This is a genomic window from Acidimicrobiia bacterium (genome assembly GCA_035471805.1).
GTDB lineage: Bacteria > Actinomycetota > Acidimicrobiia > Spongiisociales > JAHEDJ01 > JAHEDJ01.
The window spans coordinates 20,204-44,177 of the sequence record DATIPS010000065.1; the positions used below are offsets into that span (position 1 = coordinate 20,204).

The 23,974-nt window shown below is 64.6% G+C and carries 22 protein-coding genes; 11 read left to right on the plus strand and 11 right to left on the minus strand.

The features are described 5' to 3' along the window. Positions 1 to 48: 48 nt before the first annotated feature. The 8 genes from VLT15_13540 to VLT15_13575 all read right to left on the minus strand — a co-directional run bounded on the left by VLT15_13540 (position 49) and on the right by VLT15_13575 (position 10,006). The gene (locus tag VLT15_13540; GenBank protein HSR46235.1) at positions 49 to 3,264 is read right to left on the minus strand and encodes a S41 family peptidase; all 3,216 of its coding nucleotides are present in this window, start codon (positions 3,262 to 3,264) and stop codon (positions 49 to 51) included. A gap of 135 nt (positions 3,265 to 3,399) precedes the next feature. Beyond that, positions 3,400 to 4,326: an ABC transporter substrate-binding protein gene (locus VLT15_13545; protein HSR46236.1), complete on the minus strand. Its 927-nt coding sequence runs from the start codon at positions 4,324 to 4,326 to the stop codon at positions 3,400 to 3,402. 75 nt (positions 4,327 to 4,401) lie between these two features. After that, positions 4,402 to 5,139 carry an ABC transporter permease gene (locus VLT15_13550; protein HSR46237.1) on the minus strand — a complete coding sequence of 246 codons (738 nt, stop codon included), beginning with the start codon at positions 5,137 to 5,139 and terminating at the stop codon, positions 4,402 to 4,404. Beyond that, positions 5,112 to 5,771 (minus strand): ABC transporter permease, encoded by a 660-nt coding sequence (locus VLT15_13555; GenBank protein ID HSR46238.1) that lies wholly within the window; start codon positions 5,769 to 5,771, stop codon positions 5,112 to 5,114. Before VLT15_13555 ends, VLT15_13550 begins: the two co-directional genes overlap by 28 nt. Next, a complete protein-coding gene (locus tag VLT15_13560) occupies positions 5,768 to 6,871 on the minus strand; it encodes an ATP-binding cassette domain-containing protein (protein ID HSR46239.1) in 1,104 nt (367 codons plus the stop codon). Before VLT15_13560 ends, VLT15_13555 begins: the two co-directional genes overlap by 4 nt. Before the next feature lie 51 nt (positions 6,872 to 6,922). Continuing rightward, on the minus strand, positions 6,923 to 7,624 hold the full coding sequence (locus tag VLT15_13565; protein ID HSR46240.1) for an HAD family hydrolase: 702 nt from the start codon (positions 7,622 to 7,624) through the stop codon (positions 6,923 to 6,925). Between the two features lie 29 nt (positions 7,625 to 7,653). Beyond that, positions 7,654 to 9,039, minus strand: a complete 1,386-nt coding sequence (locus VLT15_13570; GenBank protein ID HSR46241.1) for a hypothetical protein — start codon at positions 9,037 to 9,039, stop codon at positions 7,654 to 7,656. A 58-nt stretch (positions 9,040 to 9,097) separates the two neighbouring features. Continuing rightward, positions 9,098 to 10,006, minus strand: coding sequence for a CBS domain-containing protein (locus VLT15_13575; protein ID HSR46242.1), 909 nt, complete (start codon positions 10,004 to 10,006; stop codon positions 9,098 to 9,100). Positions 10,007 to 10,117: 111 nt separating this feature from the next. Between VLT15_13575 and VLT15_13580 the strand changes: the two genes are divergently transcribed. The 4 genes from VLT15_13580 to VLT15_13595 all read left to right on the plus strand — a co-directional run bounded on the left by VLT15_13580 (position 10,118) and on the right by VLT15_13595 (position 13,639). Further along, positions 10,118 to 11,254, plus strand: coding sequence for a Re/Si-specific NAD(P)(+) transhydrogenase subunit alpha (locus VLT15_13580; GenBank protein HSR46243.1), 1,137 nt, complete (start codon positions 10,118 to 10,120; stop codon positions 11,252 to 11,254). Next, positions 11,251 to 11,535 (plus strand): NAD(P) transhydrogenase subunit alpha, encoded by a 285-nt coding sequence (locus tag VLT15_13585; GenBank protein HSR46244.1) that lies wholly within the window; start codon positions 11,251 to 11,253, stop codon positions 11,533 to 11,535. Before VLT15_13580 ends, VLT15_13585 begins: the two co-directional genes overlap by 4 nt. Then, on the plus strand, positions 11,535 to 12,908 hold the full coding sequence (locus VLT15_13590) for an NAD(P)(+) transhydrogenase (Re/Si-specific) subunit beta (GenBank protein ID HSR46245.1): 1,374 nt from the start codon (positions 11,535 to 11,537) through the stop codon (positions 12,906 to 12,908). The genes VLT15_13585 and VLT15_13590 overlap by 1 nt, the downstream gene beginning before the upstream one ends. A gap of 125 nt (positions 12,909 to 13,033) precedes the next feature. Further along, positions 13,034 to 13,639, plus strand: a complete 606-nt coding sequence (locus tag VLT15_13595; GenBank protein ID HSR46246.1) for a nitroreductase family protein — start codon at positions 13,034 to 13,036, stop codon at positions 13,637 to 13,639. Here VLT15_13595 and VLT15_13600 read toward each other — a convergent pair. Then, the gene (locus VLT15_13600) at positions 13,619 to 14,422 is read right to left on the minus strand and encodes a DMT family transporter (protein ID HSR46247.1); all 804 of its coding nucleotides are present in this window, start codon (positions 14,420 to 14,422) and stop codon (positions 13,619 to 13,621) included. The two genes, VLT15_13595 and VLT15_13600, sit on opposite strands and share 21 nt — an antisense overlap. 125 nt (positions 14,423 to 14,547) lie before the next feature. Here VLT15_13600 and VLT15_13605 point away from each other — a divergent pair, with 125 nt between their 5' ends. The 6 genes from VLT15_13605 (at position 14,548) to VLT15_13630 (ending at position 19,742) form a co-directional block, all read left to right on the plus strand. Further along, positions 14,548 to 15,519 (plus strand): cobalamin-dependent protein, encoded by a 972-nt coding sequence (locus VLT15_13605; protein HSR46248.1) that lies wholly within the window; start codon positions 14,548 to 14,550, stop codon positions 15,517 to 15,519. 32 nt (positions 15,520 to 15,551) lie between these two features. Beyond that, positions 15,552 to 16,334: a thioesterase family protein gene (locus VLT15_13610; protein ID HSR46249.1), complete on the plus strand. Its 783-nt coding sequence runs from the start codon at positions 15,552 to 15,554 to the stop codon at positions 16,332 to 16,334. A 47-nt stretch (positions 16,335 to 16,381) separates the two neighbouring features. Continuing rightward, on the plus strand, positions 16,382 to 17,479 hold the full coding sequence (gene menC / locus VLT15_13615) for an o-succinylbenzoate synthase (GenBank protein ID HSR46250.1): 1,098 nt from the start codon (positions 16,382 to 16,384) through the stop codon (positions 17,477 to 17,479). 46 nt (positions 17,480 to 17,525) lie between these two features. Beyond that, positions 17,526 to 18,251, plus strand: coding sequence for a hypothetical protein (locus VLT15_13620; protein HSR46251.1), 726 nt, complete (start codon positions 17,526 to 17,528; stop codon positions 18,249 to 18,251). 108 nt (positions 18,252 to 18,359) lie between these two features. Further along, positions 18,360 to 18,932, plus strand: a complete 573-nt coding sequence (locus VLT15_13625; protein HSR46252.1) for a sigma-70 family RNA polymerase sigma factor — start codon at positions 18,360 to 18,362, stop codon at positions 18,930 to 18,932. Between the two features lie 9 nt (positions 18,933 to 18,941). After that, positions 18,942 to 19,742: an RNA methyltransferase gene (locus VLT15_13630; GenBank protein HSR46253.1), complete on the plus strand. Its 801-nt coding sequence runs from the start codon at positions 18,942 to 18,944 to the stop codon at positions 19,740 to 19,742. 338 nt (positions 19,743 to 20,080) lie between these two features. Here the strand turns inward: VLT15_13630 and VLT15_13635 are convergent, their stop codons facing one another. Beyond that, positions 20,081 to 20,290 (minus strand): hypothetical protein, encoded by a 210-nt coding sequence (locus VLT15_13635; protein ID HSR46254.1) that lies wholly within the window; start codon positions 20,288 to 20,290, stop codon positions 20,081 to 20,083. Positions 20,291 to 20,382: 92 nt separating this feature from the next. On the opposite strand from VLT15_13635, the gene VLT15_13640 reads away from it, so the two are divergent. Then, positions 20,383 to 22,011: a DEDD exonuclease domain-containing protein gene (locus VLT15_13640; protein ID HSR46255.1), complete on the plus strand. Its 1,629-nt coding sequence runs from the start codon at positions 20,383 to 20,385 to the stop codon at positions 22,009 to 22,011. A gap of 6 nt (positions 22,012 to 22,017) precedes the next feature. Here the strand turns inward: VLT15_13640 and VLT15_13645 are convergent. Continuing rightward, the coding region (locus tag VLT15_13645; protein ID HSR46256.1) for a hypothetical protein at positions 22,018 to 23,974 on the minus strand (1,957 nt) is incomplete at its 5' end.

Sequence of the window (23,974 nt, forward strand, 5' to 3'; positions counted from 1 at the left end):
GGCGGGATGGCCGCCGGCGGCGCGGGGTTACGCCCGAAACGGTCGGGGTCACTTGGGTAGGCGGGGTGGAGCCTTCTTGGGCCGTTCTCCGAAGTCGGGAACGGCCGGCTGCTGATCCTCGATGATCTTCAGGAGTTCGGCGACACCGCGCTCGAGTTGGGGGTCCCGCCCGGTTGCGTAGTCCTTCGGTGTGATCACGACCTCGATGTCGGGATCGGTCCCGTAGTTCTCCATATTCCATCCAACGTCCGCGAACCAGTTCGAGAACTCCGGCTGCGTGGTGATGGTTCCGTCGACAAGGGACTGCTGCGGCCAGATACCGATGACGCCTCCCCAGGTGCGGGTGCCGATCAGTGGCCCCAGGCCGTGCATCTTGAACGCATGCGAGAAGATGTCACCGTCCGAGCCGGCGTACTCGTTGGTGAGAGCCACCATCGGTCCGGCCGGTGCATCGTTGGGAATCGGGTACGGCTCGGTCCACCTGGTCACGCGGTAGCCGATCCGTCGCCGCAGAAGCTTCTCCAGGAGCAAATGCGACACATTGCCGCCTCGGTTGAACCGGACGTCGATCACGAGTCCGTCGTGATCGACTTCGGATGTCCAGGATCGGTGGAACTCGGCGAACCCGTTGGCGCCCATATCGGGCAGATGGATGTAGCCGGCACGGCCGCCGGATGCTTCGAGAACGCTCTGCCGGTTCGCCTCGACCCAATCGCGGTAGCGGAGCGCCGTCTCGGATTCGAGGGCGCGTACCGTCACCTGCCTGGGCTTGCTTCGACCGCGCCGCACGACCAGGCGAACCGGCCGGCCGGCCCGGTCGACGAGTGCCTCCGACGGAGTCAGTTCCTTGCCAAGTTCCTTTCCCTCTATCGAGACGATCCGATCACCCGCCGCTATGCCGATACCCGGCGCGCCGAGGGGCGACGAAGCCCGCTCTTCCCAGGAATCTCCCCGCGGAATGGCCGCGACTCGCCATATACCGGTGGTCGTCCGCTCGAGGTCTGCGCCGAGGTGACCGAGCGAGTATTGCGGTTCCGGTCGGTAGTCGCCGCCGAGCTCGTAGGCGTGCGACGTCCCCAGCTCGCCCTGCATCTCCCACATGAGATCCGAGAACTCGGCCCGGCTCGCCACACGCTCGACCAGAGGCAGGTATCGCTCGTAGATTTCCTCCCAATCGACGGCCGACATGTCCGGCGTCCAGAAGTGCTCGCGCTGGAGGCGCCACGCCTCGCGAAACATCTGGGCCCATTCGCGGCCGGGATCGACTTCCAGACGGACCCTGTCCAGTTCGAGCCATCCGGATTCGCGCCCCGGTTTGTCGTTCTTGGAGCTCTCCTCCTTGAACGCCACCGGCACCACCCGAATCCGTTTGCCGGCTCGAACCCCCAGAACCTTGCCGTCCATCGAAACGCCGACTGCGGTCACACCCTCGGAAACGGCCTCCACCTTGTTCTGTTGGAAGTCGTAGGACTCCAATCGCCCGACCACAACCGCCTCCGCCATCGGCTGCTGGCCGAGACTGCCGGTGATCTGAGTCGACAGGAAGAAGGCGCGGCCCTGCGCGCCGACGATGCGCGAGTATGAGCCTTCGGGAACCGGATAAGCGACGACCCGATCTTCGATACCTTCGAAGTCGATCTCGACGGGATCGGGACCGTCGCTCTCGTCGCCGTTACCCCCGCCGGGCCGTGAGGCGGTTCCACCCGGGGGGCGGGGTGTGCGGGTTGCGGCGCTGAACGGCGAAACCGTTTCACCGGCGAGCGGGATCAAGTAGGGGCGGGTTCCTTTCGGGAACCCGTAGTCGTGGAAGTGCGTGTCCGGGACCGGATCGAACACACGCCGCCCGATGAAGTGCAGGTAGCGGCCTTCGGGGTCGAATGAAGGGCCGACATCCACGAAGTCGGGACGCGTGATCCGGTGCGTCCGGCGCGTCTGCGTGTCGTATAGGTGGAGGGCGATCGTCCGCCGGGAAACGGCAGCCGAGAAGGCGATCCAGCGACCGTCCGGCGACCAGTCGGTCCCCTGGATCCAGAAGTGCGGACTGCGGTGGATGACGGTGGACCGACCCGAGCCCAGGTCAACCAGGATGACCTCGAAACGATGGTTGGTCAGGACGACGCGATCTGCTCCTGCCGGTGCCGGATCGAGGGTCCGGGGTCTTCCGATGTCACCGCCGATCGTCCGCAAGACGTTGCCGCCGGCGGCATCGAAGATCGTTAGTCCTTCCTCGCCGGATGCGTCAGAGACGGCAACGATTCGCTCACCGTCCGGAAGCCACGCCGCCAGGCGGGAACGAGCCGATGACACCTCTCCGTGGCGAAGCGGCGCACCCTCCCACAGATCCATCGAGATCGCTCCCCCGCGTGCGACCAGCGCAACGGCCTGGCCCTTCGGGTGGAGATCGAAGGACTCGATGAACCGCCCGGGAGAAATGAACCGCCGGTTTCGCTGGGGCCGGCTGCTCGGCACTCGTACGTCCAGTTTGGCCGATGCCGAACCGTCGAACAGGTACAAGTCGGCGCCGGCGTGGTAGACGATGTTCTTGCCGTCCGTGGCCGGGAACCTGGCGTAGAAGTCCTCGTGGTGCGTGTGGCGCTCGAGGTTGCGCCCGGTCGGCGTGCACGAGTAGATGTTGCCGGTTCCTTCATGGTCGGACAGGAAGTAGATGCGGCGGCCGATCCACATCGGGTCGGCCGTGTTCCCGTCGAGGTCGATGAGAGGTGCGTAGTCACCGGATCCCTTCCGGTCGATCCAGAGCGTTCCCGTCCGGCCACCCCGGTAACGCTTCCAGCGGGCCGGATCGAACGAGTTCCTGCCGATAACGACTCCCGGACCGCCCGGCTGATGAGATATCGCTCTGGCGGGACCGACCTTGATCGCGACCGGTGGCCCGCCGTCCAGGGGAACCTCGTACAGGGACTGTCTCTGGGCGAACGGTTGGTGCCAGTCGGTGGCCACGATCACGCTGGTTCCGTCGGGTTTCCATCCCACCACGTGGGTGAGGGCCCCGAAGTAGGTCAGACGACGGGCGGGACCACCGGCGGAGGACATGATGTGAGCCTCGAGATGACCCTCGTCCCGGCTGGAGAACGCGATCGTTGATCCATCCGGCGAGAAACGCGGGTAGGCGACCAGGCCGGGGTTGGCGGTCAGACGATGGGCCCGGCCTCCGTCGACTCCGACCGACCAGAGGTCGTCCTCCGCCACGAAGACGATCGTGTCGCCGCTGATCGACGGATGCAGGTAGTAGCCGAGTTCGCCCAACGGGACCCCTTCTTTGGAGAACGACCATCGTAGCGACGCGACGGTGCCCGGACCGAAGCCCGGGCACCATTCCAGGTCTGTTTTCGCGCGACATTCGGTACCTATAGGTTCGGAATGTCGCGCGAAAACGGGTTCTTAGGCGTCTATGAAGCCGTTCTCGACCAGGAAGTCACGTGCGATATCCGCCGCGTCCAGCTGTTCGATGTCGAACTGCCGGTTCATTTCTGTCAGGTCGGCCGTTGAGATCGCTGCGCTGATCCTGTCGACCAGGTCCCTGAGATCCGAGCCGTAGGCGTCGGCAATCTCGTCACTCAGAACCGGAACCACGTTGTCGGCCGCCAGCATGCTCCGGTCGTCTTCGAGCAGCACCCACCCCTTGTCGGCAATGATGCCCGACGTCGAGAAGAGCAGAGCAACGTCGATCTCGTCGGCTTCGAACGCCTGCACGGTGATGGCGCCCGCATCGAGTGGCGTGAAGTTTCCGCTCAGATCCAACCCGTAAGCGCTTTGCAGGCCGGGAATGCAGAACGGATTGGTCTCACAGTCCGGTGGGCCGCCCAGAACGAGATCGGCACCTTTCGAGGCGAGGTCGCTCAGCGTCGTGATCCCGAGGGATTCGCTGGTCTCTGGTTTGATCACGAAAGCGTTCGTGTCGATGGCCGGAGAAGGATCAAACGCCTGAAGGCCTCGCTCGGACAAGTACTCCCGCAGCTTCTCCGTCGTGGCTTCAGCGTCGCCGGTCGCCTCACCGGCGAAACCGTTCAGAAACTCGAGCATTGAAGCCGCGTATTCGGGCGTGAAGTTGATGTCTTCGCTTTCAAATGAGGCCAAGACGATGTCTCGATATCCACCGAGTGGCTGAACCGCAACATCGTATCCCTCTGCCTCGAGGGCCTGTGCATACAGCGAAGCAAGGATGGCGGACTCTCCGAAATCCTGCGCTCCTACCTTGATCTGCGGGCCGTCGATCGGCCCTCCGTCGTTGCCGTCACCCGATCCGCACGCACTCAGAATCAGCGCTAGCGCGATCGCCCCGACGGCAACCCTGCGGACGTTCCGCATGGGTTTCTCCCTTCATCATGGACCCGCCGAACAGCGGTCCTCATACCCTAGGGGGATGCTGCGATTACTCCTATATCACCCGTGCGCACCGAGCTCGACACCGGAGAGGTCCCGTGCGGAAACACCTCGCGGCAGAACCCAGCGCTCCGCCGCGGCGAAGGCCTGATCCGTGAAGAGTGACAAGGCGGCAACGAGCAGCGCCCCGGCAAACACCGACACGTCATCACCCTGCGCGAAGCCGTCGATCACATACCGACCGAGACCGCCCCAGCCGACCACCGCTCCCAGTGTGGCGGTGGCGACCACCTGGACGGCCGAAACCCGGATAGCAGTCCAGATGACCGGCATGCCCAGCGGGAGCTCCGTTTGAGTCAATACCTCGAGATCGGTCATCCCCATGCCGACGGAAGCCTCTACGGCCGCCGGCGACACCTCCCGCACAGCCGTGTAGCCGTTGGTGAAGATAGGAGGAATCGCCAGGGCGACCAATGCGACGAACGTCGGCCATGAGCTGATCCCCAGGCCGAGCCGCAGAGCGATCGGGAATGCGAGCGCGACGATCCCGAAAGAAGGAACCGCCCGCCCGATGTTGGCCAGCGAGATGGCCAGGTACGCTCCGCGCCCGTGATGGCCGAGCCACACGGCGACCGGAAGCGCCAGGATCACCGCCACGGCGACTGCAAAAGCCGAAATCCGTATGTGGTCGAAGGTTCTGACCAGGATGCCGTCCTGCCCCGACCAGGAATCCACGGATGTGAAGAAACCGATCAGGTCATTGAAGAAGCTCACGACGTCGCCTGTTTCCGTGTCCACGGCGCCGACCTGCGCTCCAGGCGAACCAGCAAGTAGTCGAGCAGCATCGCAAGGAGAATCGATAGGACCGTCCCCACCAGGATCTCCGTCGCGAAGTTGCGACCAAGTCCCCGCTTGATGAAGACCCCGTATCCTCCCTGTCCGATCAGGCTGGTGACCGTGACGAGTCCGACCGTCGTCACCGAGGCGATCCGGAGGCCGGCGACGATAACCGGAACGGCCAGCGGCACTTGGATCTCCCAGAGGATCCGCCTGTCCGTGTATCCCATCCCGAGCGCCGCTTCACGAACGGAGGCGGGTGTGCCGTCGATTCCGGCGACGATGTTCCTGATCAGGATGAGCAGCGTGTAGGAGACGAGGCCGATCTCTGCGGTGAGGATCGAAAGTCCGGTGAACGGCACCAGGAAGGCGAAGAGCGCAATGGAGGGAATGGTGTAGAACACTCCGGCTACCCACGTGATCGGAGTGAGTGAAGCCCGGTAGCGGAGCGCCACCACCGAAAGCAACAGCGAAAGGCCGAAGCCCGCCACGAGGGCGACACCGGTGAGCGTCAAATGCTCGAGCGTCCGCTGCCATATCTCGTCCAGATGGCTCCAAACCCAGGACCAGCGAACGAAGGGCTGATCGGTCACCGGCGAATCTCACGGTTGATCTGATCTGCCGTGATCATCCCCATGTACGCATCACCGTCGAACACCGCCGCAACCTGGGTCCTCGTCGTCACGATCGCGTTGAGGGCTTCCTTCAGCGTTCCAGAGAGATCGATCCTGGTTCGGAACGGTCGCAGCGGTCCGTCATCGACCAGAACGCGACCGGCGAGGTCGGCTTCCGAAACCCAGCCATCGATCCGGCTCCCCTCGCCTACGGCCACCCAGTCGATCCCGTATTCGGACAGAACGGTTCGGGCCGCGTCCACCGCAGTTCGCGGCAATACGACCGGTCCTCGATCCAGCTCGACATCGGCGATCTGAATCAGGGAGAGGCGCTTGATGCCGCGGTCGCTGCCGAGGAACTGGGCTACGAACTCGCCGGCCGGGTCCCGCAGAAGCTCGTCCGGCGGCCCGTACTGCTCGAGCACCCCGCCGACGTTGAGGATCGCCACCCGATCACCCAGGCGGATAGCCTCATCTATGTCGTGGGTCACGAAGACGATCGTCTTCTTGACCCGGTCCTGCAGCCGGAGCAACTCTTCTTGCAGTCTCGTGCGGACAATTGGGTCGACCGCGCCGAACGGTTCGTCCATCAACAACACGGGCGGGTCGGCGGCGAGCGCCCGGGCAACTCCGACACGCTGCTGCTGACCACCGGACAACTCGGCGGGGTAACGGTCGGCCATCTCTACCTCCAGGCCGACCAACCCGATGAGCTCTGCAACGCGGTCTTCGATGCGAGCCTTGTCCCATCCGAGGAGTTTGGGAACGGTCGCGATGTTCTGACCGATCGTGCGATGCGGAAAGAGCCCGGTCTGCTGGATGACATAGCCGATCTGGCGCCGGAGGATGTGAGGTTCGGTTCCCGCTGCGTCCATGCCGGCCACCCGGATCGACCCGGAGGTTGGTTCGATTATCCGGTTGATCATCTTGAGCGTCGTGGTCTTGCCGCACCCCGACGGGCCGACGAGAACAACGATCTCACCTTCCGGGATTTCGAGAGATAGGCCGGCAACCGCGGGGACTTCCGAACCGGGGAAGAACTTGGACACGTTCTCGAGGCGGATCATCGGTTCGGACATGATTCACGAGGATAGGGGTTCGTCGGGAGCCGGGGGCTCAACGCCCAGCGCTCACGACCCCCCGCTCCACACTTCCAGAACGTCCGGCACCTCCGCCAGCGACCGCACCTCTGCATCCGGCACGATCCCGGTCGTATTCGGGGCACCGGAACGATTGAGCCATATCGAATGCATTCCCGCTCTCCGGGCGCCGGCGATGTCGTCGCGCAGAGAGTCCCCGACGTATGCGGAATCTTCGGCAGGGACACCGGTGCGGTCCAGGAGAACCCGGAAGATGCCGGGGTCGGGTTTGGCCACGCCCTCGGTTGCGGAATAGAGGATCGAGTCGAAGTAACGATCCAATCCAAGCTGGGCCGGATCCGTGTTGCCGTTCGAGAGCAGGGCGATCCGATACCGGCCGTACACGGCGTCGAGGGCCGGCACCACGTCCTCGAATGCCCGCAATCGCTGCGCCTTGATCGCGAAGAACATCGCGTTGAGGCGGGCCGCCAGCGCGGCATCCGTGATGCCGATCTCTTCCAGCGTGCGCTCGAAGGCGGCATAGCGAACAACCGCCAGGTCGGCGACCCGGCCCTCCAGTTCGGCTGCGACCCGATCGCGGATTGCAATCATCCTCTCCACCGTGAGGGCGGCGGTCGACGGTCCCGGATGGTTGGTCCACAGATCTTCGAGCGTGCTCCGCAGAGCCGAACGCATCGCCGCGTCGAAGTCCCAGAGGGTGTTGTCGCCGTCGAATGCCACGAGTCGGATCATGGCGTCGATTCTGCCCGGCGAAGGGGACCTCAGCGAACCGAGGGAGCGGCCGATAGGTCGCCGAGCCCGACGTCCCATAGCCGATCGGCCAGTCTGAACGCTGCAACCACCAGGGGCGCGGCGGAGGGTCCCGCCGGAGTCTTCTCAGGATCCGGCGTGAACCGCACCAGGCCGCCCTGCTCACCGGGGCCCAGGTGAAGTGAGGCGACCGTTTCGTCCTCCTCACCTGAAACCTCGAACCGGCCGTCCCCGGTCCCTGCAAGCAGAACGGTCTCGGTGCTCGAAGCCTTCTTCTCGACGCCGGTCCAGCCGCCGCCGCCGCGTTTCCCGTCTGCGGATTCGAGGACGAGTCTCTCGAACTCGTCCGCCCGATAGTCCAGTTGCTCACCCTCGATCAGTGCCCGGTTGATCGATCCCATACCCAGTTGGGGCAGACCGGTCAGCAGGGTCCCGATACCCGCCCCGGCGCGCGTGTTGAGCTCGGTGGGAAGGAAACCGGATTCGGTCATTACACCGTCCACCGTGAAAGCTCCTCGATAGCCGACCCTGGCGCGGAGATGTTCCCCGACCCTTCGTGCCACGGACCGCATGGCTTCTCGATCACGGTCTTCCGGGTCCCAGAAGGAGGCAACGCCGCAGTACTTCAGCTTCTTGGGGAACCGGCGGAGGGTCATGATTTCGCATGGGCGCAGCGCAGCCACCCCTTCCGGGAACACGATCCCGTGAATGCTGCACGGGATCCCTTCCAGGAACGGCATTATGCGCACCCGATCGCAGTGACGACCGAAGAACCGGAGCGGCTCGGACAGGTCGCCGTCGCGCTCGATCCACCTCGTGTACTCTGCTCCACCGTTGAATCCGTCCCTGGCGTCGCCGGCCAGGACAACCCCTGCGCCTCGGTCGAACCCGGGCGTCGCTCGCTCTATCGCCAGGCGGTCAACCGGAATGATCGAGGACGGCGCTCTTTCGACCCCGGCGGCGTCCCAGATTTCGTCGGCGACGAGCTTGTCTTCGAGCGCCAGCCATTCCGGGCGACGCCAGCCGTAGACGAAACGGCCCGCGATCGAATCCTGGTAGAAGAAAGGCCCGGCCAGCATCACAGCTTCACGTTGCGGATCCCACTCGTCGAGCGCCCGAACGATCTCGGGCGGAGGATGATGCAGGAGATTCTCCGTGAGACGAAACGAGCCGATTATCGAGTCGGACTCGGTATTCATGATGAACCATCGGGCGTCCTCGGCGGAGGGCAGAGCACCGGAGCCCAATCCGGAGGCCAGGATGAAGAGCTCCTGGGCGCCGAGATCCCTGAAAGTCTTGACGGCCGGCGTGAAGGCGGCGAGCGGAGCCCCGGCGAGGATCAGTTTGCGCCCTTCGAACTGATAACGGGTCAGTTCCCGGAAGTACTCGACGTCCATGGCGAAAGGCTAGATCCCCCACCCTGCCGCTTGTGGCGGTTTCGCGGCATCCACCCGCTCAGGGTCCGACCACACCGACCAGGAACCCGTCGTCGTCGATGACCGGGACGGGAGCCCCTCCGAGCACCTCGCCGACCTCGCCGATCTCGTCGACCGGCGTATCGACCTTGACGGCCACCGGATCTTCCATGATGGATCCCACCTGAATCCCATGCCCAACGAGCAGCAGGGCCGATCGTCGGACCATACCCACCAGCTTGCCGTTGTCGGCGACTGGTAGAACGGAATACTCGAGCAGTCGGAGTGCATCGCCGGATCCAAGCATCGGACTCAGGTAGGCATCGGGTTCACGCAGCAGGTGAAATGCACGCTGTGGAGCCGAGCGGACGACCACCGTCCCTGCCGGGGCACGGGTCTGTAGTTTGCGCCCCGGACCGAAGAACTGCCTTTGCAGCCACGACCCTCCCGGCGCGCCCGCAATGAGGAGCGTTCCCTTGTCGAGTTCGTCCACGAGGTCGGCCGGCTGTTCGGTCTGAACCAGCCTGCTGAGCATGCCGTCGGCGAGTGCACTCAGGGCATCGAGGCTCGATTGGGCGGCGGCCCGATCGTCATCCGGCCCGTAGGCGGAGAGCAGCTCTGCCGGAACGTCGAGTCTTTCACCGAGCTGGCGGGCCACCGCCGCGGCCAGGTCGGAGTGAGGTCCGCCGGCGACTGCCGCGACGATCGAAGTGGTGGCTTCGAGGTTCAGCTCGTTGGGGACCGCAACCGAGACGAGATCGAACGAAGTCATCTTCTTGGTTACCAGCAGGTCGGACCGCTCCGCCCGGCAGATGTCCTCGAGTTTGCCCTCGACTCGCATACTGTCCGGATCCAGGGCCGCCGCGAGTTCTCCACATCCCTTGCCGCGCGTCCAAATCACGGACTGCAATGCGAACCGGTGTGGCGACTGCTCGGGTAGGGCGACCATGCGGGAGCCAGTTTGGGGGTGAAGTGGCGGAAACGCAAGCCCGCCTTCGCAAGTCCGAAAACGCGGCAAACTTGGGAATCGCGTCCAGATTCCGTACATTCTCTTCTCGCAATGATTATTGGCATACCCAAGACCACAGGGGCCGGTGAGCATCGGGTTTCTATGACACCCGATGTGGTCGCCCGCCTCACGAAAGAAAACCACGAGGTAGTTGTGGAATCCGGAGCCGGTACGGCTGCCGGATTCGTCGACGATTCCTACGTGGCCGTAGGAGCATCGATCGGTGACGCCGCCCGGGCCTGGTCGGCGGACGTCGTGTGTTGCGTGGAGTATCCGTCAGATCAAGGGCTGGCAAACCTGAGGTCGGGTGCGGTGCTGCTCGGAATGCTCCAACCCCTCGACGCACCGACCCGTCTGACCGCCCTCGCCGAAACGGGGGTTACCTCGATGGCGTTCGAAATCGTGCCCCGCACGACGAGAGCGCAATCGATGGACGTTCTGTCCTCGCAGGCGACGGTTGCCGGCTACCAGGCGGTCCTCCTGGCTGCGGAGAAACTGGACAAGTTCTTCCCGATGCTGACCACCGCAGCCGGAACCATCGCTCCTGCGAAGGTGCTCATCCTGGGTGCAGGGGTGGCAGGGCTCATGTCCATTGCCACCGCACGGAGACTCGGAGCCGTCGTCTCGGCATTCGATGTCAGAGCAGAGGCGGCCGAGCAGGTCGAGTCCCTCGGCGCCAGGTTCGTCAGCATCGACATGGAACAGCAGGACTCTTCTGCCACCGGCGGCTACGCCAAGGAGGTCGCCGAAGACACTCAGGCGAAGATCCTCGCCGGACTGGCCAAGCCGGTTGCTGAAGCCGATGTCGTGATCTCGACCGCGCAGATTCCCGGACGACCGGCGCCTCTGCTGATTACCCGGCAGATGGTCGAGGCAATGCGCCCCGGCGCAATCGTCGTCGATCTGGCTGCACCGACGGGAGGCAACTGCGAGTTGACTCAAGCCGGCACCACGGTCGTCCATTCGAACGTCTCGATCATCGGACCGACGAACCTGCCGAGCATGGCCGCCGGCGATGCTTCGAGGATGTACGGGCGCAACGCCCTGGCGCTCATGAAACTGTTCCTGAGCGAAGACGGAGTGGACGTCAATTTCGAAGATGACATCATCGAAGGATCGGTCGTAACACATGGTGGGGCGGTGGTGCACCCCCGTGTGAAAGCTCTACTGGACGGAGGAGGTAACTGATGGAACTAGTGATCTCTATCACCGTGTTCGTCCTCGCCGCCTTCGTCGGCTTCGAGGTCATCACGAAGGTGCCGCCGACGCTGCACACCCCGCTGATGTCGGGGTCGAATGCGATCTCCGGCGTCACGATCATCGGCGCATTGATCGTCGCCGGAGAGGCCGAGAGCAACCTGGGTGAGGTACTCGCGTTTCTGGCGGTGACTATGGCCATGATCAACGTGATCGGCGGCTTCATGGTCACCGATCGCATGCTCGAGATGTTCAAGAAGAAGGAGCGCTGATGAGCCGGGAGATTTCAGCACTCATCTACCTCCTGGCGGCTGCGCTGTTCATATACGGTTTGAAGCGCTTGTCCTCGCCCAAGACGGCCCGGTCGGGCAACCAGCTGGCGGCGTCGGGTATGGCGGTTGCCATCGTGGTGACCTTGACCAACAGCGGGATCAGCGCATGGACGATCATCGCCGGCATCGTCGTCGGAAGCGGTATCGGGGCCTATCTGGCCAGGTCGGTCGAGATGACCGGCATGCCCGAACTCGTGGCCGCATTCAACGGCTTCGGTGGCGGCGCCTCGGTGATGGTGGCTTCGGCCGAGTTCTTCCAGAACCCGGATCCCGCAGTCCAGACGGTCGTCACCATCGCTTTGTCGGTCGTCATAGGTGCAATAACCTTCTCCGGCAGCTTCATTGCGTGGGGCAAGCTGAACGGCAAGCTCCCCGGGCAACCGTTCGGTTATCCGGCCCAGAAACTTATCGACCCCCTGATCATTGCGGTCATCGTCGTGTTGAGCGTCCTCCTGGTGCTCGATAGCGGCGGTTCGATCGTGCTGTGGGTCTTGCTGGGCCTGGGACTGGTGCTGGGTGTCACCCGCGTCATCCCGATCGGCGGAGCAGACATGCCGGTGGTCATCTCCCTGTTGAACGCCTTCTCAGGTGTGGCCGCCTCCATGGCCGGGTTCGTGATCAACGAGAACGCGCTGATCATCTCCGGTGCCCTGGTGGGGGCTTCGGGTCTGATCCTCACCAACATCATGGTGAAGGCGATGAACCGGTCGCTCGCCCATGTGCTCTTCGCAGCCTTCGGCGGGGCGGACTCGACGGGACAAGGCGGCACGACCAGTGACAAGCCGGTCAAGTCGGCTTCGGCCGAGGATGTCGCGATCACGATGGGCTACGCACAATCGGTCATAGTCGTGCCCGGCTACGGTCTCGCTGTGGCGCAGGCTCAGCATGTGCTGCGCGAACTCGCCGATCTTCTCGAGGCGAAGGGTGTGGACGTCCGGTATGCGATCCACCCCGTGGCCGGCCGCATGCCCGGCCACATGAACGTGCTGCTGGCAGAGGCGGATGTGTCCTACGACAAGCTGTTCGCTCTCGAGGACATCAACGGCGATTTCCCACGGACGGACGTAGCCCTGATTGTGGGGGCCAACGACGTCGTCAACCCGGCCGCCCGTGAGGATGCGACCTCACCGATCTACGGCATGCCGATACTCGACGTGGACTTCGCCACCACTTCGGTGGTTATCAAGCGGAGCCTCTCCCCCGGCTTCGCCGGTATAGACAATCCGCTGTTCTACAACGAGAACAACCTGATGCTCTTCGGCGACGCCAAGGGCGCCATCCAGGAGTTGATCGCAGCAGTCAAGGAAATGTAGGACCGTCGACGGTCGATTGGTAAGAGGCGGGCCTGTCGGGCCCGCCTCTTCTATCCAGTAGGAATTTTCTCAGCAATACTGATGCGCGTGGAGAACCACAGTATTGCTGAGAAACCTGGGTGATTATGGAATTCAACGAGATCCTCAAGAAACGTCGGATGGTCCGCAACTACACCGACGAGCCGGTCGAAACGGCCGCAATCGAGCGGATCATCCAGGCCGGACGGCGGGCTCCCAGTGCCGGGTTCACCCAGGGACAGTCGTTCGTAGTCGTGACCGATGGCGAGATCCGGGAAAAGATCGCCGGGTTGGCCGGCGAGACCTCCTATGTGGAGGCCGGGTTCGACCCTTGGATCTCGAAAGCGCCAGTCCATGTGATCGTCTGCGTCAACGAGCACGACTATCACCGCCGCTATCGCGAAGCCGACAAGGCGCCGGCCGGCGACATGGTCTGGCCGGTCCCCTACTGGTGGGTCGACGCCGGCGCCTCGATGATGCTGGTTCTCCTGGCGGCCATCGAAGAAGGCCTGGCGGCAGGGTTCCTGGGCGTGCATTCGATCCCGGACCTGAAGGAGCTGCTCTCCATCCCCGACGAGGTTGAACCTATCGGCGTGATCACCATCGGTCACCCTGCACCGGACCGCAAGTCGGGTTCCCTCACGCGGGGTTGGAGATCAGACGCCGACATCAAACACTGGCAGCGCTGGAACTCAGCCGGCGAAGGCGAGTAGAACTAGGCCGCCCGCTATCAACGCGGCGGCCCGCAGGCGGCGGGCGCCGAGCGGTTCCTTGAGAATCAGCCAGCCGCCGAGCGCGCCGAACACCACCGAGGTCTCGCGTACCGCAGCGACCAGACCGAGCGGTGCCGAGCGCGCCGCGATCAGGACCAGGCCGTAGGCGCCGGCCGATGCAATCCCTGCGAACACGTACCTCCACCGCTCGGTTCGGACCGCCGCGCCGAGCCGCTGCCAACCGCGCCTCCCCACGACTATCGGGGTGAACAGGATTGCCCCCATCACGAACACGGTGACCGTGTAGGCGAAGCTCTCGTCCAGCGATCGGACCGCAGCACCGTCGATGCTCGTATATGTTGCGATGAAAACGGCCGTCAGCAGTGCCCACCAGGAGCCGCGCCCAACCTTGCGCAGGCCGACCATCAGCACCCCCGCCGTAAGCAACAGGATGGCTCCCAGGCCGACCGTGCCCGGCCGGTCGTCGAGGAACAGGAAGGCCACCAGCGTGATGACCAGCGGCGCCGCCCCCCTGGCCACCGGGTAGACGACCGACAGGTCGGCCCGTTCGTATGCCGCCACCAGCGCCAGGCTGTAGGCGACGTGGACGATTCCGGAAACGGCGAAATACGGCCAGGCGCTCCAGGGGATTCCGACCGTCAGCAGGAACGGGAGGAAGACCAGCGCACCGAAGAACACTTGAGCCCATCCGGCCACCAGACGATCGCTGCTCGCCTTGACCAGCAGATTCCAGGAGGCGTGCAACAGCGCCGCGCCGAGCACGAGTGAGAATGCGGTCCAGCCGATGGTCGCTCCTTTCCTTGCGGATTGTACGACCGCGCACCAGCCTGATCGCCCTGCCGCAGGCACGTCGGAGCTAGCCTGGCACCTGCTCGAAGAGGAGAGCGATGAGTTCTGACCCATCCCAGATTGCGTCGATTCGTCTAGCGGTGACCACCTCGCTCATCGAAGGAGACGCAGGCGGCGCCTTTCACCTGGTCCGCGACCTCCTCGCCCAAGGTGTTCCTTTCGACGTCGTTCTGTTCGATGTCGTCGCGGCCGCCCACGCCGACTTCGGGAGGAGATGGCAAGACGGCGACTACCGGATAGCCGACGAGCACGCGGCAACCGGGACGGTCGAGACCGTGGTCGCACTGCTGGCCGGATCGTTTGACCTGCCCGACGACGGCGACCCCATCGTCGTCGCCGCCGCAGAGGGCGACCACCACTCGCTGCCGGCCAGACTCGCCTCCGCCCATTTGCTGGCCCTCGGGTATCGGGTCCGCTACCTGGGGTCCAACATGGATGCCGCCGATCTCGCCGCCTTTCTCGGGGATGATCCACCGGCGGCTCTGATCCTTTCCTGCGCGATGTCGACACTCCTTCCCGGCGCCCGGGCGAGTGTTCGCGCCGCGCACCGCGCCGGTGTCCCGGTGCTGAGCGGCGGGCCCGGTTTCGGCCCCAACGGTGTCTGGGCCTATTCCGTCGGCGCCGACGCCTGGGTTGCCTCGCCCCGTGAGATCGACGACGTGCTGCGATCCTGGGAGCCCGACATAGAGGTTGCCGAGCAGCTGGTGCAGCCGGAACATCCGGAGTCGGCGTCGATCGACAAACACCGCGAGGACATACTGGCGGCCGCCGTCGGCACCCTGGACTGGCCCGGCCGGAGGATCCGCAGCGAACTCGCCCTGCTGCTGCAGGCCGTCGAAGCGGCACTGCTGGTCGACGATCCGTCTCTCGTGTCGGGCTTCACGGCGTGGCAGTCGTCTCTGCTGTCGTCCCACGGATATGCCGCACAGGTCCCGGCAGATCTGCGGCGCGCACTGGCCGCCGGATTGGCCGCGGTGGCTCCGGGTGCCGCCGGTCTGCTCGACGGCTAGGCGGGGGACGGGGCAATCACCACCCATCTACGATGCTCGCGGTGAGCGACGCTGTCTACGTACGAGACGGGGAGTGGTTCGTTCCCACTCGCTTGGCGGGGGGACCGTGGTCCGCCGATGCACAGCACGGTGGTCCGCCCAGCGCTCTGCTGGCCGGAGCCATCGAACGCGTCGAACCGGCGGGGATGTTCGTATCTCGAGTCACCGTCGAACTTCTCAGACCGGTGCAAATGGTCCCGCACCGAATCGAGGTCGAGGTGCTGCGACAGGGCAAGCGGGTCCAACTGATCGGCGCCCGCCTCTCGTCTGCGGACGGTGAGGTCGCCAGAGCGACGGCGCTGCGTATCCGCACCGACGACGCCATCGACCCCGGCCCGTCGATTCACTCAACCGGTCCGCCCGCCCCGCCGTCGACCGGCATCGAACGCCCGTTCTTCGAGGGATTCCGGCACTTCTTCGCCGATGCCATCGAGGTCCGCTATCTGGCCGGCGGTGCGGATCTCCCCGGACCGGCAACGGCCTGGATCCGGCTGTCCGCTCCTCTCGTCGAGGGAGAGGAACCGAGCCCTTTGCAGCGGGTGGTCGTGGCCGCCGACACGGGCAACGGGATCAGCTCCGAACTGGGCTTCCAGGAGCACGTCTTCATCAACCCGGACCTCACGGTGTACCTGCATCGTGAACTGGTCGGCGAATGGGTTCTCCTGGATGCCGTTACGGACATCTCGGCCGGTACCGGCCTTGCCCAGTCCGCCCTCTCCGACGAACAGGGGTCGATCGGCCGCTCGCTGCAGGCGCTGTACGTCGACCGCCGCTGACCTCCTTCGAGCAACCGTCGGCTGATCGGGCCGCGTAAGCTGCCTCTGTGCACATTTCCGCAGTCGAGCTTCGCCTTCTCACCGCCGAACTCGTGGACCCTTTCAATACTTCGTACGGTTCGATCCTCTCGCGCAATCCGATCATCGTGCGGGTCTTCGGCGACGGTCACGAAGGATGGTCGGAATGTCCGGCCGACGTCGCTCCTTCGGCAGACCGCAATCCTGTCGGGGTTGCATGGAGTGCTCTCGAATACCGGATCGCCGGACAGGTGATCGGCCTCGACATCGATCACCCGCTCTCACTCAGCCTGGACCCGTCGGTTCCCCGGCCGGTCCGCGCTGCGATGGAGATGGCCGTGTGGGACCTGCACGCTCGCTCTCTCGGGCTCCCGCTGTGGCATGTGCTCGGTGGCGAAGACCGTCCGATTCCTTCCGGCGTGGTGGTCGGGATCCCCGAAACGGTCCCGGCACTGCTGGCTACCGTCGCCGATCGGGTCGAACAGGGCTATCAGCGGGTGAAGTTGAAGATCAAACCGGGCTGGGACGCCGTTCCGATAGAGGCGGTCCGTTCCCGGTGGCCGGGTCTGGCTGTTTCGGCCGACGCCAACGGCGCATACACGCCGGCGGATGAAGAGTCGTTGAGGGAGATGGACACGCTCGAACTCCAGTACCTGGAACAGCCTTTCGCGGCTCCGGACATCGAGGAGAGTGCGCGTTTCGCAGGGACGGTCACCACTCCCATCTGCCTCGATGAGTCCCTCCCCGATCGAGCGAGCGTTCACCGGGCCCTGACGCGTCACCCGGACTTCGTCATCAATGCCAAGCCGTCCCGCCTGGGCGGCCACGGCGAGACTGTTGCCGTCCACCGACTGGCGCGCGATGTTGGTGCCGATCTCTGGTGCGGCGGCTATCTGGAAACCGGGATCGGCCGTGCGCACCTGGTGGCCGTGGCGACGCTTCCGGGGTTCACCCTCCCGGCAGATATCTCTGCATCGGCGAGGTACTGGAAGCGTGACCTGGTCCGACCGGAGTGGACACTCAGGGACGGTTCCCTGATTCCCACCGGGGCGCCGGGAATCGGCGTCGAGGTCGACACCGAGTACCTGGACCACCTCACCACTCGCAGGATTCTGCTGGAGGTGTAACGAATCCTCGCCTCCTGAGACTTAGATACGGGAGGCTAGGAAAACAATGGACCCGTACAACCATCTCCGCTCATATGGAGAAGCGCTCATCGACAGTGTCGATCCGGCGCGTGCCGAGGCCGTGGCCGTTCGTGCCCTTGCGGCCCCCTCGGCGGGTCTTTCTTTGCGCAGGCGTCTGGTCGCCGTCGCGGCCGCCGGTGCCACGTTCATCACCGGCAACCTCGGTGTGGCATTTGCCGCCGATTCCGCGGTTCCCGGCGACCTGCTCTACGGCCTGGACCGGGCTTACGAACAGCTCTCCGAGCTCATCGGATTGTCCGGCGATCATTCGGAGGAACGTCTGGAAGAAGCGCTCCTGCTTGCCGCGGCCGGCAACACGGCAGGTGCGTTGGACGCGGTGATCGAGTCGATGGCAGAGCTGCGTGACCGTGGGAACCTCGAGGCTCCCGGCCTGGAGACGGCACTGGACGCCGTCGCGGAGGCGCGTGATCGCAAGAACGCCGAAGTGGACGCAGAGACCGCCAGCGCTCACGCCGAGAAGGTGGTCTCCATCGCCCATCAGATTGCCGCGGCGGCTCACAGCGAGAACTACAACCTGAACGAAACCCGGGAAAGCATCAGTGCCCTCATCGAGGAACTGAAGCTTGCAGCCTGGGAAAGAGGCCGGGGCAACGCATTCGGACGTGACAAGGACAAAGGTCAAGGGCAGCCGCCCGTCGACCTTGGCAACGGCGGGGATCGAGGGAACTCAGGGGAGGCACCCAAGCCTTGATCCGAGTCGGGCGGGTCGCAGCGCCCGACTCACCTTGGGGAAGAGTACGATCCCTGCCCGTTGCCGAAACGTCGGATGCAACTTCACAGATCTGGCAGCATAAGCCCGGTGACTCAGGGTCCTCCCAAGAATCCATGGCCGCCCGACTCCGACACGATCGAACGCTGCCGGGCTGGCGAGCGTGATTCCATCGCATTGGTGATTCGTACCGGGTTCCCCCGGTTGATCGCTTTTTTCATCGGTGCGGGCGTTCCTCCGGGCGATGCAGATGATCTGGCCGCCGACACGTGCGAGGGACTGGTCAAGAACATCTCGAAGCTGCGTGAGGTCGGAGCGTTTGAGGCATGGTTCTGGGCCATTGCCAGAGCAAAGCTGCGAACGTGGATCCGGAAGCGCCGGCGGCCGGGCAGGTTCGAACCGGTCAACGCCCCGGGCAACACTCCGGCCGAGCGCATCGTGGAAATCGAGGAGCATGCCGGAATCCGGCTGGCTCTGGGACTCCTTGCTGCCAAGGACCGCGAGCTGCTGTGGCTCAGGGAGGTCGAGGGCCTGTCCTATGAAGAGATCGGGGGCCGCCTCCGCACTGCGGCCGGCACCGTTCGGGTCGCCTGCCATCGTGCCAGGAAGCGCCTGGAGGTTGCCTACGAACAGATCGCCGGCGACCTCGAAGAGCCCGGCTAACGTCGCATCGTGGCCGAACCGATCTCATCTCTGCAGAACCCGCGGATCAAGGGGCTCGTGCGTTTGAGAAATCGCCGGGAGCGTGATCAGACCGGCCGGTTCCTGATCGAGGGATACCGGGAACTGCGCCGGGCCGCCGATCGACGGGTTGCCCTGGAAACACTGTTCGTTTGTGACGATCTCTTCCTGGGCGGCAACGAGCCTCGCCTCATCGATGATGCTCGTGCTCTGGGTACGGAAGTCGTCGAGGTCGGCTCCGAAGCCTTCGCCAAGGTCAGCTACCGCGACCGCCCGGAGGGCCTGATCGCAGTGGCGAAGCAGTTCGAAACCGGCCTGGCGGCGCTCGCACCCGCCGACGATCCGCTGTATCTGGTCGTCGAGTCGATCGAGAAACCGGGCAACCTCGGGACGATGCTGCGCACCGCCGATGCCGCCGGAGTGGCAGCCGTTGTCGTCACCGACGCCACGACCGACCCTTTCAATCCCAACGTGGTCCGTGCCTCTCTCGGTTGTCTCTTCACCGTCCCGCTGGCGATCTCCTCCACCGCAGAGGCCTTGGCCTGGCTGGCGGAGTCCGGGGTCCGCACGGTGGCGACCACACCCGACACGCAGACTCTTCTCTGGAACGCCGACCTGACCGGACCCGTGGCCATCGTGGTCGGCAGCGAACAGTACGGGCTGAGTTCGGAGTGGCTGGACGGCGCCGATGAACGAGTGCGGATCCCCATGAGCGGTGCCGCCGACAGCCTCAACGCGGCGATGGCCGCCGGGGTGGCGCTCTTCGAAGCGGTCCGCCAGCGAAGCCGCTGACACCCCCGCACAACGGGCAAAGCACCGATCCCCAAGAGCAGATTCATCCAACGCAACCGAATTCTCCCCCCACACAGTGGAGGGAGCGCCGAGTCCTCCAGGCAAGACAACCAACCGAATTCTCCCCCCACGCAGTGGGGGGAGTGCCGAGTCTTCGAGGCGAGGGGGGCAACCCGGCCCCACACAGTGGAGGGAGCACCGAGTCTTCGAGGCGAGGGGGGCAACCCGGCCCCACACAGTGGCGGGAGCACCGAGTCTTCGAGGCGAGGGGGACAACCAGGCCCACCCGCAGTCACCATTGCCCCGCAGGTGACGGCCACGCGGATGAGGATCGCTTCCTACTCGTCCAGTTCCTCGATGGCGTCGGATCGGTCGCACCAGCGGCAGATCACTTTGATGACTTTCCTCTCGAGGATCTCCTCGTCTTCCACGTTCAGGTCTCCACCGAGTGAGTAGTGGTGGAAACGGCGCCGGGTGACGGTGTCTGTGACGTCGAAGCGCGTCTTGTTGCCGCACCCCCAGCACCGGTATCGAGCGATCTCAGTCATCAGCAGGAGTGTAGGGACGCGAGGACCTCCTCTGTCTCGCCATCCTTGACATCGAACACCTGTTCGATGTAGTTTCAGGTGTCCGGCAGAGGGTGAGGACGGCGATGACGCTGGCGGTACAACGGACGTTCGACGAACTCGGTGCTCCGCTGTTCAACGTGCCGTTCTGTGTGCTCGATCTGGAGACCACCGGCGGTTCACCCGCCGACTGCGAGATCACCGAGATCGGAGCCGTGATGTATCGGGGCGGCGATCTGGTCGGCACATTCCAGACTCTCGTCAATCCCGGCAGTGAGATCCCTCCGTTCATAACGATCCTGACCGGGATCACGCAAGCGATGGTTGTCGAGGCGCCCCGGATCGAGGAGGCGCTCCCCACCTTCCTCGAGTTCATCGGCGATGCGGTGATCGTGGGCCACAACGTCCGGTTCGACCTGAGTTTCCTGAATGCTGCGTCCCTCCGCCTGGGCTACGGCAAACTGCCGAATCGTTCGGTGGACACGGCGGCGCTGGCCAGGCGCCTGATACGCAACGAGGTTCGCAATCTCAAGCTGCAGACGCTCGCCGCTTATTTCCGCTCCCCCACCACCCCGAATCACCGTGCTTTGGAAGACGCCCGTGCCACGGCTCATGTGCTCCATTCACTTCTGGAACGGGCGGCCGGTCTGGGCGTCACGGCACTCGAGGATCTGCTGCAGTTGCCGACGGCGCGCGGCTCGACCCATTACGAGAAGATCCGCCTGGCCGATGATCTACCCCGCCGCCCCGGTGTGTACTTCTTCAAGGACCGCCGGGATGCCGTCTTCTACGTCGGCAAGGCCAAGAACCTCCGCACCCGGGTTCGCTCGTATTTCTACGGTGACACCCGCCGCACGATCGCCAACATGCTGAGGGAACTCGAGGAGGTCGACTATCTGGTGTGCGAGACCGAACTCGAAGCCGAGGTCACCGAGTTGCGACTCATTCACGCCCACCGCCCCCGCTACAACCGGCGTTCCAAGCCGCCCAAGTCGTCACACTGGGTGAAGCTGACCGACGAGCGATTTCCCCGCCTCTCGATCGTGCGGACGGTGAAGGAGAACGGCCTCCTCTATCTGGGCCCGTTCCGGAGCCGCCGGGGGGCGGAGATCGTCGTCAACGCGTTGTGGGACGCCACCAGCATCCGCCGCTGTTCGGGTCGGCCCGGCAGCAGGCAGGGAGCCTGTGCCCCGGCCCAGCTCGGCGTGGCGCTGTGCCCGTGCAACGGAACCCTCGATGAAGGTCTTTACGCCGAGGTCGTCGAACTCCTCCGCAACGGCGTCGACCGGAACCCGGCGCTGCTGCTGGAGCCTCTCGAGGCGCGGATGAACGAGCACTCCGCCGCCCAGCGGTTCGAAGAGGCCGGCTGGCTGCGCGACCGGCACCGCTCCCTGGCCAGAGCCATAAACCGGCGGCATGCATGGCGGGCCCTGGCCGGGGCCGGGGTGATGATGCTGGAGGACGACAACGGTGACGGGGCGATGATCGAACAAGGCCGTCTGGTCTCCGCCTGGTCTGCCGTTCAGCGGCCGCTGGTGCCTGCACCTGCAGAGCCGGCCGCTCCGCCGCCCGAGGTGCCTCCCTCCGTGGCGGATGCCGAGGAGGCCCACCTCGTCTGGCAGTGGCTGCAGCGGCCGGGCATGCGGCTCATCGACGCGTCGGGCAGCCTGGCTCTGCCCGCCCGTCCCGTTGTCGAGTTGTAGTGGGGCTTACTTGCTCGAGCACGCCCCGCTCGGGAAGTTGCCCAGGTCGCCCGCCAGATGGATGAACTGCTTGCGGACCGAATCGTTGCCCTTCATCGCTCCGATCTCGGATGGGGTGTACTTCTGGAACAAAGCCGTTGCCTCAGTGAAAGCACTCTGCACGCCGGCCGGAGCAGTCGCTCCGTTGGCCATGTTCAGCTTCGTAGCGATGTACTGCCTGGCGAGGATGTAGTAGGCGTTGCCTCCCTTGGAGTTGGTTCCAATGACGGTGGCATATGACTGGCCGCTCAGGAAGAATGTCGTGTTGGTTCCGACCGTTGTCCAGGCCGCCTCGTCGAGATGGTTCTTCCAGAAACCGTGTCCGTAGGTGCAGCCACGATTGTCGACGACCGGGGGTTTCTGATCACAGGCGATTCTGACGGAGATCCGGTGGGAGTCCTGAACGGTGGCTCCGGTGTCCTCTCCGACTAGGCGGACGGTGTTCACGTACACGTAGTCACCGCAACGATCGCCGTAGAAGATCCGCGCAGTGTGGGTGAACGAACGCGATGTCCCAGCCGCGAACCTGCCCAGGAACACATCATCGGTCGAGATGCCCGGCGTGCCGTTGTCGTCGTAGACGTTCACGTAGTCGTCGAGGTCCTGCGACCCGACCCCGGTGAAGTCGACGGCGGCCGTACCCGTGAACCTGGTGCCGATCCTGTCGAGGATTGCGGTGGCGGTGTTGGTGCGCGCGTCGCCGTTCGGCAGCGAGGCGTGGTAGGTGCAGGTCTTCGATCCCTTGGCAGGAACGGTCACGTCGAGACCATCACCATCACAGTTGACGGTGGCGGCCACGTCGGACACGCCCGACCGGCTGAGCACGTCGGTTACGTCGACGACCGCCGCCATCGGCGCCGGGTTGGTAATGGTGATCACACCGTCGACGAACCATCCGTCGATCGTGCGGCGGGTGTTGTTGACCGTGATCGTGAAGCCGACGTCTTTGCGCTCGCCCTTGTCGAGCTCGAGGCTGGTGACGGTCGAGGTCTTGTCGATGGTCCAGACGTGCCGATCACCGATACTCTCGACGGCCGTCTTCTTGACCCCCAGCTTGTAGCAATCGATGTCGACGGTCTCGGTGGCTGAAGTTCCGGTCTGGACGATCGTGGCCGTGTTGGTGATGGTGCGGCTGCCTTCCAGCCCGTCCCAGCGGACCCCGGCGCAACTCTCGGTCTCCGAGTAGGGGAACGTTCTCGGCGACTCGGCGACCGTGGCAGTTCCGAGACGACCGGCGTGGTTCGTGTCCGAAACGGAGATCGTCTCGTTGACTTCGTCAGGCGTTCCGAAGACCGCCCCGTCGACCGTCTCCACCGTCGACGCATCGCCGAGCGTCACGGTGACGGTATTGCGCCGGGTCGTGGCGTCGGGAGCGGGAGTCGTGTAATCGCAACCAAGGACTCGGCCGGCCGGAATAGCGATCGGAAGCGCCCGTTCGCAGTTAAAGGCCACAGATCCGACTCCCGCGACATCGACGGCAACCGCCGAGACTGTGACGGCCCCCGCCCCGTTGTTGGTGATGGCTATGTCGCCTTTGATCTCGTAGACGTTCCTCTCGCCGGTGTTGGTAACGACGATCTCGTAACTGACGACACCGGTGGCACCGTCGAATAGGTCGAGATGATCAGGCGTGGCCGTCTTGGCGATTCGCCACAAGTAGGTCTTCGTGGCGTCTGCAGTGATCGTGTTGACGACACCAACGTCGGCGGACTGAAGCTCCACCTGCTGCAACACGACCGGCCCGGGTGTGGCCGGGCGGGCGGCCTGCTGTGCAGGGAGATCCGCGGCCGGTGCGACACCGGCCAGCAGGCCGAAGACGATCACCACCCCCACGAACACCGTCAGACGCCGGACCGACCCTCGCCTGCGTAGAGCTGATGATATGAACCGTCGCGAAATCGCCATGATGCCCCCAGGTCTTCTC

Bases quoted from the DNA above. Each gene is read 5' to 3' on its own strand.
- VLT15_13545 (HSR46236.1), bottom strand. From the start codon at position 4,326: ATGCGGAACGTCCGCAGGGTTGCCGTCGGGGCGATCGCGCTAGCGCTG.
- VLT15_13560 (HSR46239.1), bottom strand. From the start codon at position 6,871: ATGTCCGAACCGATGATCCGCCTCGAGAACGTGTCCAAGTTCTTCCCC.
- VLT15_13565 (HSR46240.1), bottom strand. From the start codon at position 7,624: ATGATCCGACTCGTGGCATTCGACGGCGACAACACCCTCTGGGACTTC.
- VLT15_13570 (HSR46241.1), bottom strand. From the start codon at position 9,039: ATGGACGTCGAGTACTTCCGGGAACTGACCCGTTATCAGTTCGAAGGG.
- VLT15_13575 (HSR46242.1), bottom strand. From the start codon at position 10,006: ATGGTCGCCCTACCCGAGCAGTCGCCACACCGGTTCGCATTGCAGTCC.
- VLT15_13580 (HSR46243.1), top strand. From the start codon at position 10,118: ATGATTATTGGCATACCCAAGACCACAGGGGCCGGTGAGCATCGGGTT.
- VLT15_13590 (HSR46245.1), top strand. From the start codon at position 11,535: ATGAGCCGGGAGATTTCAGCACTCATCTACCTCCTGGCGGCTGCGCTG.
- VLT15_13595 (HSR46246.1), top strand. From the start codon at position 13,034: ATGGAATTCAACGAGATCCTCAAGAAACGTCGGATGGTCCGCAACTAC.
- VLT15_13605 (HSR46248.1), top strand. From the start codon at position 14,548: ATGAGTTCTGACCCATCCCAGATTGCGTCGATTCGTCTAGCGGTGACC.
- VLT15_13610 (HSR46249.1), top strand. From the start codon at position 15,552: ATGCTCGCGGTGAGCGACGCTGTCTACGTACGAGACGGGGAGTGGTTC.
- VLT15_13620 (HSR46251.1), top strand. From the start codon at position 17,526: ATGGACCCGTACAACCATCTCCGCTCATATGGAGAAGCGCTCATCGAC.
- VLT15_13635 (HSR46254.1), bottom strand. From the start codon at position 20,290: ATGACTGAGATCGCTCGATACCGGTGCTGGGGGTGCGGCAACAAGACG.